Source organism: Rhizobium sp. No.120 (assembly GCF_054558365.1).
Genome location: NZ_BAAJNQ010000001.1, coordinates 754,758 through 769,272 on the forward strand (window position 1 = coordinate 754,758; position 14,515 = coordinate 769,272).

Here is a 14,515-nt window from a genome sequence, read left to right on the forward strand (position 1 = left end):
TGCGTGTAATTCTCAAGATTAAAGTGCGTTTCGCATCTGGATGCGTAAATGTTCAAAAGGCGACGCTCGTTCGGGTTGAGCGTCGCCTTCAGATGTTATGCTTTTTGATTGTCATCGGGTGGCTTTCGGCTTGTTGATTTCGTTTGCGGCCGGCCAGCCCAAGTCCTTGCGCATGTCATCGGACAGAGATTCGAGCTCGCGAAGGGAGCGCCACTGCTGCCAGCGATTAGCGAGGCGAGAAAAGAAAGGCACGTAACTTCCGCCTGACGGAAACGGGTTCCGTGCGCCGGTCTGTCTATAGCTGATGGTCGTCATTTTCAGGGTCCTTTCAGATGTCAACCGCTCAAAATGTCACGGATTAAATATGGGCCTGCTAGATCTATCAATCAAACGAATAGATCTTATAGTTGCCATTAGTATTATTGAACGAACGCAGTTTGCCAGGTTTGCGCTCCAGCACTGACAACGTCCGATCCGGGGGGAGGCCGCGTGCGTTGACGTCATCGATTAGATGAGCGGGAAAGCGGGCGGCAATCTCGTCCAGCGTATGCTGCGCCATGCGCCGTATTTTGCGAAGGCGTAACAGAGAGAAAAGCCGTGAGGCTTCGTTTGATACCGTGCCAGCCATGATTTTACTCCTTCGAGGCTGTCTGCGATGAATTTCCATTAGCTCTAATATGGTGCTTCGTTGACATTCAGACAAATGAAATGATATGGTGGTTAGGATCAGAAAAATTGAAAGGTAATCGATATGACCGTACCGTTCCGCCGGCCCATACCGTTGCTTGACAATGAAGTTCTGCGTACCTTTGTCGCGATTGCCGAAACGGGGAATTTTTCGACTGCGGCTGACGCAGTCTTTCGCACGCCATCGGCTGTTTCCATGCAGATCAAGAAGCTGGAAGAGCAGCTCGGCGTTACGCTGTTCCTCCGCGATGCGCGTTCTGTGAGCCTGACGCAGCATGGCGAGATGCTGCTTTCCTATGCGCGCAATATACTGGCGCTCTCCAACGAGGCGGTTTCGCGCTTCATCATGCCCGAGCTCAGCGGCGTGGTGCGGCTTGGCGCACCTGACGATATAGGCGAGCGCCTGCTGCCGACCATCCTCAAAAGCTTCTCGGAGACTTATCCGGGCATCATGGTCGATGTCGTTGTCGATATGAGCATCCAGCTGAAGAAGCGCATCGAGGAGCAGCGGCTGGACCTCGCGCTGATCAATTGCGCGACGCGGCCTTTCCCGACCGAGGGAGAGGTTATCTATACGGAGCGTCTCGTCTGGGCTGGCGCCAAGTGCGGCACGGCCTATCGCCGCGATCCGCTGCCGATTTCCATCTGGGAGGAAGGCTGCATCTGGCGGTCGGAGGCTATGGCGCAGCTGGAGCGGCAGAAACGCGCTTATCGCGTTTCCTATCTCAGTGCCCATACGATGGCGCAGCGCGCCGCTATCGTCTCCGATCTCGCGGTCGCGCCGTTCCCGCGCTCCTACATTACCGATGATATGGAAATCCTCGGGCCGAACGAAGGACTGCCGGAACTGACGTCCTTCGACATCCGTCTGCTGACGGCGTCGCAGATGACCGGACCGATGAAGGCGGTGGCAGACAGTATTCGCCAGGCTTTTGTCGAGATCGGACGCAAAATGGCCGCGTGAACCGCGGCCAGTCACTTTTTACTCGCGGCTGCGGCGACGCCTGCGGCCGCCGCCTTCTCCGCCATCGTCGGATATCTGCTTACGCTCCGGCAAGGTCACGACCTTGGAGAGTTCCGGGAAGGCATCTACCTTGTTCGGCATAGCCATGGCGTAGACGAAATGCTCCTGAAACTTTGATTCAAGCGCCGTCTCTATCTTCTCGATTTTCCTAACGGTTTCCTCGATCTCGCGGCGGTGGCCGCGATTGAGCAGTGCCATGCGCGCGCCGGTGCCGGCGGCGTTACCCACGGCCTTGACCTTGTCGAGTTCACAGTCGGGAATGAGCCCAAGCACCATCGCATATTTCGGATCGATGAAGGTGCCGAAGGCGCCGGCAAGGCCGATGCGGTCGACATGATCGATGCCCTGCTTATCCATTAGCAGCTTGACGCCGGCATAAAGCGCTGCCTTGGCAAGCTGAATGGCGCGGATATCGTTTTGGGTGACCGTGATGCGCGGTTCGCCATCGCGCAGTAGATAGGAATAGGTTCGGCCGTTCTGGAGGATGCGTGGCGAGCGCGTCGCCATCGAGCCATCGACGACGCCGTCTTCCGAAATGATGCCAGTGAGGAACATTTCGGCGACGACCTCGATGATGGCCGAGCCGCAGATGCCGGTGACACCGACCTTGGCGGCGGCTTCTTCGAAGCCCGGCTCATCCGACCACGGTTCGATGCCGATCACGCGATAGCGCGGCTCCAGAGTGACGGGATCGATGCGCACCCGTTCGATGGCGCCGGGTGCCGCACGCTGGCCGCTGGAAATCTCCGCACCTTCGAAAGCCGGGCCGGTCGGCGAAGAGGCGGCGACGACGCGGTGACGATTGCCGAGCACGATCTCGGCATTGGTGCCGATATCGACCAACAGCATCATCTCATCCTGGCGATGCGGTCCTTCGGCGAGCGTCGCGGCAGCAGCATCGGCGCCGACATGGCCGGCGATGCAGGGCAGCATGTAGATGCGCGTGCCTGTATTCATCGGCAGGCCGATCTCGGCCGATTTCAGATGCACGGCCCCGGATACGGCTAGCGCGAAGGGGGCGCCGCCGAGCTCCGTCGGGTCGATGCCGAGGAAAAGGTGATGCATGATCGGGTTGCCGACGAAGACGGCGTTCAGAATATCCTGGCGCGACACGCCGCCATCGGCGCAGACCTTGTCGATCAGGCCGTTCAAGGCTTCGCGGACGGCGTTGGTCATCGCCTCGCGGCCATCCGGGTTCATCATCACATAGGAGACGCGGCTCATCAGATCTTCGCCGAAGCGGATCTGCGGATTGGAGGCGCCGGCCGAAGCAACGGTCCTGCCCGACAGTAGCGATGACAGATGCATGGCGATCGTCGTCGAACCGATATCGCAGGCAATGCCGTAAGCTTCGTTCTTCAGATCGGGATAGAGCGCAATGAGGCGAGGGCGCTCGCTATCCTGATCACGATGAATGGCAGCCGTCACCTTCCATTCGCCCTTGCGCAGGATCGACTGCACCTGCGGAATGAGGTGAAAATCCACTTCGAGATTGTCGTATTTCCAATCCGCCGCGATTGCCGCCTTCAGGCGATCCAGATCGCCAAGCGGCTTGTGCATATCGGGCTCCTCGACCTCGACGTAGCACATATGCACGGCCGGATCGCGTGCGATGACGCGTTCGTCGGCTGCCTTGCGCACGACCTGCGCATTGATGACGGTATCCTGCGGCACGTCGATGACGAGATCGCCCTGGATCAAAGCGGAGCAGGAGAGACGGCGGCCTTCAGGCAGCTCGCGCACTTCGGCATAGCGCTTTTCCTTCGGCCCGATCGGCGAAAGGTGATCGTTGGAGGAGACGATCTTGTGCTTGGCGAAATTGCCTTCCTGCACGGAAACTTGGCAGCGTCCGCAGGTGGCCCGACCGCCACAGACGCTCTCGACATAGACTCCGAGCTGACGGGCTGCCTCCAGCACGGGCGTTCCCACGGGGAAGTGGCCGCGCTTGCCTGATGGCATGAAAAGGACGAGGGGTTTGGCGCTGTCGCTGGCTTCGGCCACGGATCAGCCTTTCTATTTGCTAAGGCGGCGCACGTTCGAGCGAACACGCCTGCTATAGGGTTTTATCGCGGCGTGAGCGACAGCATCGGCGATGCTGCGCTTGCTTGTCGCGCCTGCGGCCGTTAGAGCCGCGAAACCCTGTTGCACCATTGCTGCGTTGACGGCAACGGCGCTTTCCGCCGCAGCCATCATCTTCTCTGAGATCATCCGGTTCATTTCGGCCGCGTTCACGCCGCCGGCTAGCGCGTCCATCCACATCTGCTGCATGCGTATCGCGATCACGACAGGCGCCTGCAGCCAGAGCGTTGCAAGATCGTTGGAGAGGTCGCGACCGGATGCCATCTTATTCCCTCGCTGCTCCTGCACCGGCGCGCGCAGCACGTCCACCGCGACGTCCACCGCCGGCGGCAGGGGCTGCCGTTGCTGCGGCAGCTGCAGCGCCGCCTTCTGCCGGCTTGTAATCGCGATAGGTCATAATCCAGTTGGTGCAATTGGCATCTGTGCCGTTCAGCACGTTGGCGGCGCGCACCGCTTCCATTTCCTGCGGACGGCAGGGGTTCATGATCGCCGAGGTCATGCCCGCGCCGATGACCATCGGGATGAAACCGGCGTTGATGCCGTGGCGATGCGGCAGGCCGAAGGAGATATTGGAAAGGCCGCAGGTCGTGTTGACCTTCAGCTCGTTGCGCAGGCGGTGCAGCAGCGCGAAAACCTGACGGCCGGCGTCGCCGAGCGCGCCGATCGGCATGACGAGCGGGTCGACGACGATGTCTTCAGGCTTGATGCCATGATCCATGGCACGCTCGACGATCTTCTTGGCGACAGCGAAACGCACGTCCGGATCCATGGAAATCCCAGTCTCGTCGTTCGAGATGGCGACGACGGGCACGTCGTATTTCTTGACAAGCGGCAGGATGGCTTCGAGCTTTTCCTCTTCGCCGGTCACCGAATTGACCAGAGGCCGGCCCTTGGCAACCTTGAGTGCGGCTTCGATCGCCGCCGTGACCGAGCTGTCGATCGAAAGCGGTACGTCGACCAGACCCTGCACGATCTCCAAGGTCTGCACGAGGAGGCCTGGCTCGGTCTCGTTCGGGTTGACCGAAGTGACGCCCGCATTGACGTCGAGCATGGTGGCACCGGCAGACACTTGCTCCAGCGCGTCCTTGATGACGGTGTCGAAATTGCCTTCGATCATCTCGGCGGCGAGCTTCTTGCGTCCCGTAGGATTGATGCGTTCGCCGATCACGCAGAAGGGCTGGTCGAAGCCTATGATGATCTCGCGGGTGGCGGAGGCAACGATGGTACGCGTCATGTCTGATCCTCTGGTCAGTTGGCCCGATAGCTGGTCTATCGTGCGGTGATCTGGGTTACAAGCCGGTCGGTTTCTCTCCTGGCCCGCTTCTATCGTCTTGAATTCAATGTGCCTGCGGCGGCGTATGGTGGGCGGCGATTTCCGCCATCGCCTGCTGGTTTTCTTCCCTGCCTTCGCTGATCTGGTGCAGTCGTTCGGCAACCAGCACATCTGTGCGGTTTGCCTCGCGTTTCCATGGCTGACGGCCCTTCAACACGCCGGAATCATGCACCATTTCGGCAACATATTCTTCCTGCCGGTAGGCCATGACGTGGATGCCGGAAACGCCCTCGATCTCCTTCACCTCGTTGATGATGTCGATGCAGAGCTGCTTGCCTTCCTTCTTCTGGTCCTGCGCGCCCTCAATGCGCTTGATGACCTCATCGGGAATATGGACGCCCGGCACGTTCGAGCGCATCCAGCGAGCGGTCTTTGCCGAGGCGAGCGGGCCGACGCCGACGAGAATGAAGCATTTTTCGGTGAGGCCGAGGTCGCGCACCTTCTTCATGTATTCGCGGAACATCGGCACGTCGTAGCAATACTGGCTCTGGACGAACTGCGCGCCCGCCTCGATCTTCTTCGCCAGCCGGTAGGGCCGGAAATCATAAGGCGGTGCGAAGGGGTTGATGGCGGCGCCGAGAAAAACCTTCGGCGGCGAGGTCAGCTTGCGCCCGGAGAGGAATTTGGCATTGTCGCGCATGATACGCACGGTTTCGAGCAGGGACATGCAATCGAGATCGAAGACCGGCTTGGCGCCGGGCTGGTCGCCCGCCTGTACGCCGTCGCCGGTCAGGCACATGATGTTGCACACGCCCATGGCAGCCGCGCCCAGCACGTCGCCCTGAATGGCGATGCGGTTCTTGTCGCGGCAGGCGATCTGCATGATGGGCGCATAGCCCATGCGTGTCAGCAGTGCGCAAATCCCGACCGAAGACATATGGCAGTTGGCGCCCGAAGCATCGACGGCGTTGATACCGTCAACCCAGCCCTCGAAAATGGCCGCGCGCTCGTAGACGTCTTCGGCATTGGCGCTGTCGGGCGGGTTGAGTTCGGCAGTCACTGCAAACTCGCCGCGGCGAAGCACGCGCTCCAGCCGCCCGAGCGAGGAGTGGCCGGGCAGAGGATCGAGCGGCAGGTGGACGCCAAGCGGGTTTTCATCGATATGCGACATCGCTCAGGCTTCCTTTTTCGCCGCTTCGCGGGCTGCGGCGGCCTCCGCCGTGACGCGAAGCCACGAAGATGTTTCGCGCAGCGACTGGTTCACGGGCTTCTGCACATTGAGGATCGCGTCCCCATGGGTCATGTTCCTCGAGCCGTTCCAGGCCTGTACCCAGACGCAGGGCATATCGGGCTCCACTTCGCAATTGCCGTTGGCGCGAACGCCGCCGCACGGGCCGTTGCGCAGCTGCTTGGGACAGTTCATCGGACAGGACATGCCCGTCGACGACAGTGCGCACTGGCCGCACATGCGGCAATCGAACAGGAAGCCCTTCACATTGCGCTCAATGACGGTGATCGGGCGCTCCACGCGGTCATAGCCGAGTGCCTTCCATAGCGGATGAAGCAGTAGGAAAGCGTCGGCAAAACGACGGTAGAACCATTCCAAGAAGCGCGAGTGACGGACGGCCCAGAGCCGGACCGTATATTTGCGCCGGGCACGGCGGTTGGGTGAGACGCCGGCTGGCGTATAGGCGCCGCTGGCCGCCTTTGCGCCCGCGGCGGCATTGCCGGGCTTCTGAACGGCATCAGCCATTGTCGCGCCCTCCGGATTTCACCAGCGCCACCAGCCGTTCGCGATCATAAGCGGCCTCGAGCTCGCTCGCGGCCTTGTCTGCTTCAGCTTCGAGATCGTCGGATACTGGCACCGGATCCGCCTTGCGCCATTCGGCGAGATAGTCGTCGGTTTCGGCGGCGCCCGTGCGCATGGCACACATATCGATCGCCTCGGTAAAGCGCAGCGAAAGCTCGCGTTTTGCCGTCTGCCTGCCCTTTTTGATAATCACCTGGGCCGGAATGTCCCGCCAGTAGACGACAATGCGATCCGCCATGCACAAAATCTCCTCTTCACATCAGAATGCACGCCGCCTGATCATGGGACTGCGCTCGCCACGACGCGCCACATGCCGAAAAGCGACGCCGCATGAAAAGCTTGTCCGCAAGCGTTCTCAACGGGCATTTTCCTTTGAAATTCCGGGTTCGAACTGTGATTGAATGTGCCTTGCTCGTCCAGCATGTCGGTGGCGACAAAGAAGCAGCCACCAGGAAACGACAAGGCATCGCGATCAGACGACCGATAGTTCGCGGGCAAGGTCGCCGTAACCGGTGAAGCGATATTCATAGGTCAGGCCGAGATAGGCTGCGGCTTCCTTCGCCTTCGCCTGCAAGGCGGGATCCTCTTCCTGCGAAAGGTAGACCACCTTGCGATAATTGCCGAAATACATGTCGCGCAGCTCGGGATGACGATCCAAGCCCAGTGGGACGACGACGAAGGATTCGAACTGGCGAGCCAGGAAGTCGGTCAGGAAAAACGAGGTGATGTCATCGTCACGCGCCGCGAAAGCCTCGTTGCCCGTAAAGAAGGAATAGCAGTGCGGGCCGGACAGACGCTCTATTCCCTCACGCTCGCAGATCCTGTCGATATCGCCGCCGGTGCCGCAATCGGCATAGCCGATGAAGATCTTCTCGAAGCCCCGGGAGCGGGCATCGGCAATAGCCTCTTCCAGGGCTGGTGCGATCTTCTGCGGATAGGAATGATAGATCGCGGGAAGACAGTGAAGATCGATGTGATCGAGCCCGTTTATTCTGGTGATCGCTAGTATTTCGCGCGCGATTGCGCCGCACGCAATCACATGAACTTTTTGGGTTTGTGTGCGTTTATCGCGCGGAGGGTTCTTCTCCGCATTTTTTTGATCGATATCCACTCAGAGGGGGTTCCCAATCATGACTGCACCGACACTTACGAAAATTGCCACCGCCTGCGTCGTTCTCATGGTGCTTGCCTCTTGCGCCAATACCATACGCGGCGTGGGCAGAGATACTGCAAACGCAGTCCACGCGACGGAGGACGCTGGTCATACCGTCAAGAAGGCGGCTCAATAGCTGATTTGGGATGCCGATGTGCCGGCGACAACCCGTTGATTGTCGCTGGCCCTCAGTTTCTTGCAATCAAGCGCCGGCAGCCAGGCTGTTGTGCTTCCGCTTCATGAATTCCTTGGCAGTCTCCACCGCCACGGCGGCGTCGCGGCAATAAGCGTCCGCACCGACGGCCTTGCCGAATTCCTCGTTCAGTGGCGCGCCGCCGACGAGCACGACGTAATCGTCACGGAGGCCCTTTTCCTTCAGCGTATCGATGACGACCTTCATGTAGGGCATCGTCGTGGTCAGCAGCGCCGACATGCCGAGAATGTCGGGTTGTTCGCGCTCGATGGCGTCAAGATAATTTTCGACTGGGTTGTTGATCCCGAGGTCAATGACGTCGAAACCAGCGCCCTCCATCATCATGCCGACGAGGTTCTTGCCGATGTCGTGAATGTCGCCCTTGACGGTGCCGATCACCATCTTACCGAGCTTCGGGGCGCCGGTCTGCGCCAGAAGCGGCCGCAAGATCGACATGCCGGCCTTCATCGCATTGGCCGAAAGCAGCACTTCCGGAACGAAGAGAATGCCGTCGCGGAAGTCGATGCCGACGATGCGCATGCCTTCGACCAGCGCTTGAGTCAGAACATCATAAGGCGCCCAGCCACGCTCCAGAAGGATATTGGTGGCTTCCTCGATTTCTTCCTTCAAGCCGTCATACAGGTCGTCATGCATCTGCTGCACGAGCTCTTCATCAGAAAGTTCCGAGAGAATGATTTCGTCGTCAGACATGCGCTCCATCCCATTTTCGTGCAGCATCAGAGGCTTGTATAAAACACTGCCGCCATTACGGATAGACCGGAAGGCCGCCAAAACTCTTTTTGAATGCGACGTCGCACGGAACAATCGCGACGGACGAAGAACAGTTGATATTGGCAGCCCATGTCTGTCCTATGCTAATTGCTGGCGCATTAAGGAACGTCCGCTTGGCGGAATCGGGTAGCATGGGGCCTGATAGACGCATCCATGCGCAGGAGTGAGGAAACATCATGGACGATATGATTGAGCAACCGGCTGCAGGCAATGATGGCGGTGGACGGCGTTCGCGCAGCGAGGGCAGGGGCGCGGCAGCGCGGCGTGCTTCGCGCAGCGGCGGCGGGCCGGGTCCTTCGCTCCCTTATATCACCCGTAAGATCGGCGTCTATGAAGTGCTTGACGAGGAGGGTCTGCAGCTCATCGAACGCAATGCCGACACGGTTCTGGAGGAAATCGGCATCGAGTTTCGCGACGATGCGGAAGCTCTGGCGCTCTGGAAGGAAGCCGGTGCCGACGTACGCGGTCAGCGCGTGCATTTTCCGAAGGGTCTTTGCCGCGAGCTTCTGAAGACGGCGCCGAAGGAATTCACCTGGCATGCCCGCAACAGCGCCCGCAATGCCCATGTCGGCGGCAAGGCGACAATCTTTGCGCCCGTATACGGCCCGCCCTTCGTGCGCGATCTCGAGGGCAACCGTCGCTATGCGACGATCGAGGATTTTCGCAATTTCGTGAAGCTCGCCTATATGGCGCCGTCGATGCATTCGTCCGGCGGCACGGTCTGCGAGCCTGTCGATATCCCGGTCAACAAGCGCCATCTCGATATGGTCTATAGCCATATCAAATATTCCGACAAGCCATTCATGGGCTCGGTCACCGCGCCGGAACGCGCCGAAGACACCATCGCGATGGCAAAGATCGTGTTCGGCGACGATTTCGTTGAAAACAATTGCGTGACGCTGAACCTCATCAATGCCAATTCGCCGATGGTATTCGACGAGACCATGCTCGGCGCCTTGAAGGTTTATGCGCGGCACAATCAGGCCTCGGTCGTTTCGCCCTTCATCCTCTCGGGCGCGATGAGCCCTGTGACTGTCGCAGGCACGCTGACGCAGATTCTCGCCGAGGTGCTGGCCGGAGCTTCCTTCACGCAGCTGATCCGTAAGGGCTCGCCGGTCCTGTTCGGCACCTTCGCAGCATCGATCTCGATGCAGTCCGGCGCGCCGACTTTCGGCACGCCGGAGCCGTCGCTGGTTTCCTATGGCGCGGCACAGCTTGCCCGCCGTCTCGGTCTGCCGTTCCGTACCGGCGGCTCGCTCTGCGCTTCGAAGGTGCCGGATGCGCAGGCCGCGCATGAATCTGCCAATACGCTCAACATGACGCTGCTCGCGGGCACGAATTTCGTGCTGCATGCGGCGGGCTGGCTCGAGGGTGGTCTCGTCTCCTCCTACGAGAAGTTCATGATCGACCAGGACCAGCTCGGCATGATGCAGAAGATGGCTGAAGGTATCGATCTCTCCGACAATGGCCAAGCGCTGGATGCCATCCGCGAAGTTGGCCCCGGTAGCCATTATCTGGGCTGCGGCCATACTCAGGCGAATTTCCAGTCCGCCTTCTATCGCTCGCCGCTCGCCGACAACAATTCCTTCGAGCAGTGGGAGATCGAAGGCCAGAAGCGCATCGAGCAGCGCGCCAACGCGCTTTGTCGCTCCTGGCTCGATCACTACGAAGCGCCGCCGCTCGATCCAGCCATCGACGAGGCTCTGCTCGCCTATATCCAGAAGCGCAAGGACTCGATGCCGGACGCCTTCACCTGAAGAGAGCCCGAGGCCGCCAGGGAGCAAGGCGGTGCGACGCGCGTTGCCGACCTGATCCAGAAGGAAGTCTGGCGGCCGCACTATGAATATAAGGGGCCACGATGAGCCGCGGCCCTGTTATACTCGAACAGCTCCGTGCGGCGCTCGGCGTCCACGGAGTTTTCGTTCGAGGCGTGGTCTCCTTCGGCGAAGGTGAAGGGCCGCTATTGGCCGATGGCGTGGCGGCGCGGAGCGTAGTCCTGCTTGGTAATATCGGCGGCTCGATCTGGTCACCGTTCTCGCGCTGGCGGCAATTGCCTGAAAATGCCAGCCGGTCCGACCCGCTCGACGACTGGTCGAAGACAGTCATTCTGCCGATCGCAAGCAGCTTAGGGGCCACGGCCTATTTTCCTTCGGATCCCCCGTGGCAGCCGTTCCAGCGCTGGGCCATGCAGGCCGAAGGCTTGAAGGCATCGCCGCTCGGTATCTTGATCCATCCCGTTTATGGCTTGTGGCACGGCTATCGCGGTGCATTGGGATTTACGCAAGCCATTGAGAACGACACCCTTCCGACATTTTCCCAGCACCCATGCGATACATGTGTCGAGAAGCCCTGTGTCACTGCTTGTCCGGTAGCGGCCGTGAGGACAGTGGATTTCGATGTTCAGGGCTGCCGCTCGCATTTGCGCACGCCAGAGGGGTGGGTCGGCTGCATGGTCGGCGGCTGCCTCGCACGCAATGCCTGTCCCGTCGGGGCCGGCTATCGATATCCCGCCGAGCAGCTTGCATTCCATATGGCGGCACTCCAGCTTTAGCCCTAGCGTTCCTTGTTTCGCCGCATTGCGATGCGTTTTAGCGCCTGTGCTATTGATGCGGAGCTATGCGCTTGATTCGATTGACGCTCATCCTTGCCGTTCTTGCCTTTGCCGCCTCCGCCTCGGCCGGCGAAGATTGCCGGAAGGTTCAGCATCTCGGCGACGGCTACACCGTTTGCACCTTCGATCCGGCCCGTTACGACATCCAGATTTTCCAAAATGATCACAAGGGTAAGCCCTACGGCTCGTTCCGGGCGCTGGAAATGGATCTGCGCCAGGACCGGGTCTATGTGCGCTTTGCCATGAACGGCGGCATGTATCTGGACGATCAGTCTCCCGTCGGTCTCTTCATTGAAAACGGGCGCGAGGTAAAGGCGATCAACACCAACAAGGGCTGGGGTAATTTCCATCTCTTGCCGAACGGAGTTTTCTATGTCGACAAAGGCAAGGCGGAGATCGTGGAAAGCAAGGTCTTCGCTGCTTCCGGCACCAAGCCATTCTACGCGACCCAGTCCGGCCCGATGCTCGTCATCGACGGCAAGCTCCATCCGTCATTTTTGGCCGACAGCACCAGTCTCAAGACCAGAAATGGTGTCGGCGTCACCGTCGATGGGCTGGTCGTGTTTGCGATTTCCGATGGCCCGGTACGTTTCCATGATTTTGCGACGCTGTTTCGCGACGATCTGAACTGCCCGAACGCGCTGTTTCTCGACGGCAGCATTTCCAGCGTCGACATACCGGAATGGCAAAGGCGCGACAGCCTCTTTCCACTCGGTCCGATCATCGCGGTGACGGAGATGCTGCCGGGCTGAGTGCGGCGTCCACATAGAGGCAGGACGCATTCCCGAAGCTCTTCACCAGCCCTCAGCCTCGCAAGGTTTGAGCAAGGCCCATCGCGCAGTTTTCAAGCGAGGGGTTCCAGCGAGTCTTCGAGAAGGATCAACATGCACGCGCAAGCGGAGAAACAGACTGTCGCATCGGATGGCGCGGAACACGCCCTGCCAGCCTTTCCTTTCGGTTGGGAGCATCACAAGGATCGGCACTGCATTTGGATCGTCAGCCCAGAGGGCTACGTTCACAGCCGCGCTTTCGAGGATGTTGCCCTCGGTCTTCACTACGCCTTTGCCGAACTCGGCGGCAGTGCGCCTCTGGTTACCGATCCTCGAGAGTGGAACGGACGGGTGCCGATCGTTTACGGCGCAAATTTGCTGCCGTCGGTCGCAGCGCAATGGCTGCCACCTGAGAGCATCATCGTGAATATGGAGCAGGTCTCGGCTGAAAGCAGTTGGATCAATCATCGGTATCTCGGACTGCTCAAGAAATTCGCCGTGCTCGATTACAGCGAGCGTAATCGCCAGGGGTTGGCCAGGTTCGGCGTTCCCGCCGAAATTCTCGATGTGGGATACAACGGGCATCTGACGCGTGTGCCCCAAGCGCCGGTGAAGGATATCGACATTCTATTTTATGGCTCGGTCAATGAGCGCCGCAAGAATGTGCTGATGGCGCTGCAGGCAAGCGGGCTTAACCTCGTTCACCTGTTCGGTGTTTACGGCACCGAGCGCGACGCCTTCATCGGGCGCTCCAAAGTCGTCCTCAACGTGCATCATTTCGACGCCGCGATCTTCGAGATTTGCCGCGTTTCCTTCCTGCTTGCCAACGGTGCCTGTGTCGTCAGCGAGGGCAATATCCATGACCCGGAAGTGGCTGCTTTTGCCGAGGGAATGGCATTTTGCAATTATGATCGGCTTGTCGAAACCTGCATCGAACTCGTTCGTGACGACGAGAGACGGTCGGCAATTGCGAGCCGCGGCTTCGGCCTCATGTGCGAGCGCCAGCAGGCGACTATCCTTTCCGCTTTGATGGCGAGGGGCGGCTAGGTTTTTTTGAGCATTTTGGCGGCGAACCGGGCGCCTGTGGCGGGTGGATCGGCAAACGACATGTGAAGGCGGACTGCGACTATGACTGGAAATGAAACGATCTACATCCTCTGCCCACCGAATCATATGACGGGCGGGCCGGAAGCCCTTCACCAACTCTGCGCAAGGCTGACCAAAATCGGGCGCAGCGCCAGGATGGTCTATACCAACGGTTCCGATCACTCCCTGATGCCGTCCCCTGATGGCGAAACCACAATGGTATTTCGGGAATACGAGAATGCCGTTCATCCGCAGTATCGGGCCTACGCGACCGAAAGCTCGGACTATATCATCGATAACGAAAACGCGATCGTGGTGTTTCCGGAGATATGGCCGCATCTGATTCCACTCTTCAAGAAGGCGACTAAAGCCTATTGGTGGCTGAGTTTCGATTACGGCATGGGACATCTGATGCCGTTGGGCGGCGTGCCGTTCCTTCTGGCGAACGACTGCAAGATGCTGTCGCAATCCTCTTATGCCACGGCGCAGCTCAGTATTTTGGGCTTCAGCGATGTCTTGCGGATCTCGGATTTTACCACGCTGGCAAACAACGTGACGCCACAGCCGATTCAGCAGCGGCGCGATCTGGTTTTGTTCAACAATAAGGCCGAGGCCTTCGGGCGCCAACTGGCGACCATGTCTCCGCAATATGAATTCAAGATCCTCAGCAAGATGTCGCCGACGGAAGTCCATCAAAACATGGCGCAAGCCAAGCTTTACGTCGACTTTGGTCCACATGCCGGCAAGGATCGCATGCCGCGCGAAGCGGCGCTCCTCGGATGCTGCGTGATCACCGGCCGGAACGGCTCGGCCAACAATTTCGAGGATTTGCCCATTCCGGCCAAATACAAGTTCGGCAATCATCCCCAAAGAACGCACGAGATTTCAAGAGCGATCGATGACGTGATCCAGAATTTCCCGGAGAGGTTCGAGGATTTCGGTATCTATCGGCGCTCTATAGCCGTCGAAGAGACAAAGTTCGAATTGGAGGTCTTCAGTGTATTCGGGCAGGTCTGATCGAAAGTTGGCGGCAAGAA

At 59.5% G+C, this 14,515-nt stretch carries 17 protein-coding genes; 7 read left to right on the top strand and 10 right to left on the bottom strand.

Annotation, left to right across the window (positions count from 1 at the left end; translation table 11 throughout):
* Positions 1 to 111: 111 nt before the first annotated feature.
* Together ACYJRZ_RS03735 and ACYJRZ_RS03740 are read right to left on the bottom strand one after the other, a co-directional pair.
* Positions 112 to 315 (bottom strand): DUF1127 domain-containing protein, encoded by a 204-nt coding sequence (locus ACYJRZ_RS03735; protein WP_459456202.1) that lies wholly within the window; start codon positions 313 to 315, stop codon positions 112 to 114.
* Between the two features lie 67 nt (positions 316 to 382).
* Positions 383 to 628, bottom strand: a complete 246-nt coding sequence (locus tag ACYJRZ_RS03740; protein ID WP_459456204.1) for a hypothetical protein — start codon at positions 626 to 628, stop codon at positions 383 to 385.
* Positions 629 to 751: 123 nt separating this feature from the next.
* Between ACYJRZ_RS03740 and ACYJRZ_RS03745 the strand changes: the two genes are divergently transcribed.
* Positions 752 to 1,651 (top strand): LysR family transcriptional regulator, encoded by a 900-nt coding sequence (locus ACYJRZ_RS03745; protein ID WP_015340229.1) that lies wholly within the window; start codon positions 752 to 754, stop codon positions 1,649 to 1,651.
* Positions 1,652 to 1,669: 18 nt separating this feature from the next.
* Here the strand turns inward: ACYJRZ_RS03745 and ACYJRZ_RS03750 are convergent, their stop codons facing one another.
* The 7 genes from ACYJRZ_RS03750 to ACYJRZ_RS03780 all read right to left on the bottom strand — a co-directional run bounded on the left by ACYJRZ_RS03750 (position 1,670) and on the right by ACYJRZ_RS03780 (position 7,984).
* Positions 1,670 to 3,670, bottom strand: a complete 2,001-nt coding sequence (locus tag ACYJRZ_RS03750) for an ASKHA domain-containing protein (protein WP_459456931.1) — start codon at positions 3,668 to 3,670, stop codon at positions 1,670 to 1,672.
* 54 nt (positions 3,671 to 3,724) lie between these two features.
* Complete coding sequence (locus ACYJRZ_RS03755) at positions 3,725 to 4,054, bottom strand: hypothetical protein (protein ID WP_459456206.1); 330 nt, start codon at positions 4,052 to 4,054, stop codon at positions 3,725 to 3,727.
* Between the two features lies 1 nt (position 4,055).
* Positions 4,056 to 5,024 carry a methyltetrahydrofolate cobalamin methyltransferase gene (locus ACYJRZ_RS03760; protein WP_459456208.1) on the bottom strand — a complete coding sequence of 323 codons (969 nt, stop codon included), beginning with the start codon at positions 5,022 to 5,024 and terminating at the stop codon, positions 4,056 to 4,058.
* Positions 5,025 to 5,127: 103 nt separating this feature from the next.
* Positions 5,128 to 6,234 (bottom strand): methylenetetrahydrofolate reductase, encoded by a 1,107-nt coding sequence (locus ACYJRZ_RS03765; RefSeq protein WP_459456210.1) that lies wholly within the window; start codon positions 6,232 to 6,234, stop codon positions 5,128 to 5,130.
* 3 nt (positions 6,235 to 6,237) lie between these two features.
* Positions 6,238 to 6,816 (bottom strand): methylenetetrahydrofolate reductase C-terminal domain-containing protein, encoded by a 579-nt coding sequence (locus ACYJRZ_RS03770; RefSeq protein ID WP_459456212.1) that lies wholly within the window; start codon positions 6,814 to 6,816, stop codon positions 6,238 to 6,240.
* Positions 6,809 to 7,111 (bottom strand): virulence factor, encoded by a 303-nt coding sequence (locus tag ACYJRZ_RS03775; protein ID WP_095435163.1) that lies wholly within the window; start codon positions 7,109 to 7,111, stop codon positions 6,809 to 6,811. Before ACYJRZ_RS03775 ends, ACYJRZ_RS03770 begins: the two co-directional genes overlap by 8 nt.
* Before the next feature lie 234 nt (positions 7,112 to 7,345).
* Positions 7,346 to 7,984, bottom strand: a complete 639-nt coding sequence (locus ACYJRZ_RS03780; protein ID WP_459456214.1) for a DUF1638 domain-containing protein — start codon at positions 7,982 to 7,984, stop codon at positions 7,346 to 7,348.
* Positions 7,985 to 8,003: 19 nt separating this feature from the next.
* On the opposite strand from ACYJRZ_RS03780, the gene ACYJRZ_RS03785 reads away from it, so the two are divergent.
* Entirely contained in the window at positions 8,004 to 8,162 is a 159-nt protein-coding gene (locus ACYJRZ_RS03785; protein WP_113333012.1) for an entericidin domain-containing protein, read from the top strand.
* A gap of 66 nt (positions 8,163 to 8,228) precedes the next feature.
* On the opposite strand, the gene ACYJRZ_RS03790 is transcribed toward ACYJRZ_RS03785, so the two are convergent.
* Positions 8,229 to 8,930, bottom strand: coding sequence for a corrinoid protein (locus tag ACYJRZ_RS03790; protein ID WP_459456217.1), 702 nt, complete (start codon positions 8,928 to 8,930; stop codon positions 8,229 to 8,231).
* Between the two features lie 257 nt (positions 8,931 to 9,187).
* On the opposite strand from ACYJRZ_RS03790, the gene ACYJRZ_RS03795 reads away from it, so the two are divergent.
* The 5 genes from ACYJRZ_RS03795 (at position 9,188) to ACYJRZ_RS03815 (ending at position 14,495) form a co-directional block, all read left to right on the top strand.
* On the top strand, positions 9,188 to 10,768 hold the full coding sequence (locus tag ACYJRZ_RS03795; protein WP_459456219.1) for a trimethylamine methyltransferase family protein: 1,581 nt from the start codon (positions 9,188 to 9,190) through the stop codon (positions 10,766 to 10,768).
* Positions 10,769 to 10,869: 101 nt separating this feature from the next.
* A complete protein-coding gene (locus ACYJRZ_RS03800; protein ID WP_459456221.1) occupies positions 10,870 to 11,562 on the top strand; it encodes a ferredoxin in 693 nt (230 codons plus the stop codon).
* A gap of 65 nt (positions 11,563 to 11,627) precedes the next feature.
* Positions 11,628 to 12,374, top strand: coding sequence for a phosphodiester glycosidase family protein (locus ACYJRZ_RS03805; protein ID WP_459456223.1), 747 nt, complete (start codon positions 11,628 to 11,630; stop codon positions 12,372 to 12,374).
* 132 nt (positions 12,375 to 12,506) lie between these two features.
* Positions 12,507 to 13,439 (top strand): CgeB family protein, encoded by a 933-nt coding sequence (locus tag ACYJRZ_RS03810; RefSeq protein ID WP_459456225.1) that lies wholly within the window; start codon positions 12,507 to 12,509, stop codon positions 13,437 to 13,439.
* A gap of 81 nt (positions 13,440 to 13,520) precedes the next feature.
* Positions 13,521 to 14,495, top strand: coding sequence for a hypothetical protein (locus ACYJRZ_RS03815; protein WP_459456227.1), 975 nt, complete (start codon positions 13,521 to 13,523; stop codon positions 14,493 to 14,495).
* The last annotated feature ends 20 nt before the right edge of the window (positions 14,496 to 14,515 follow it).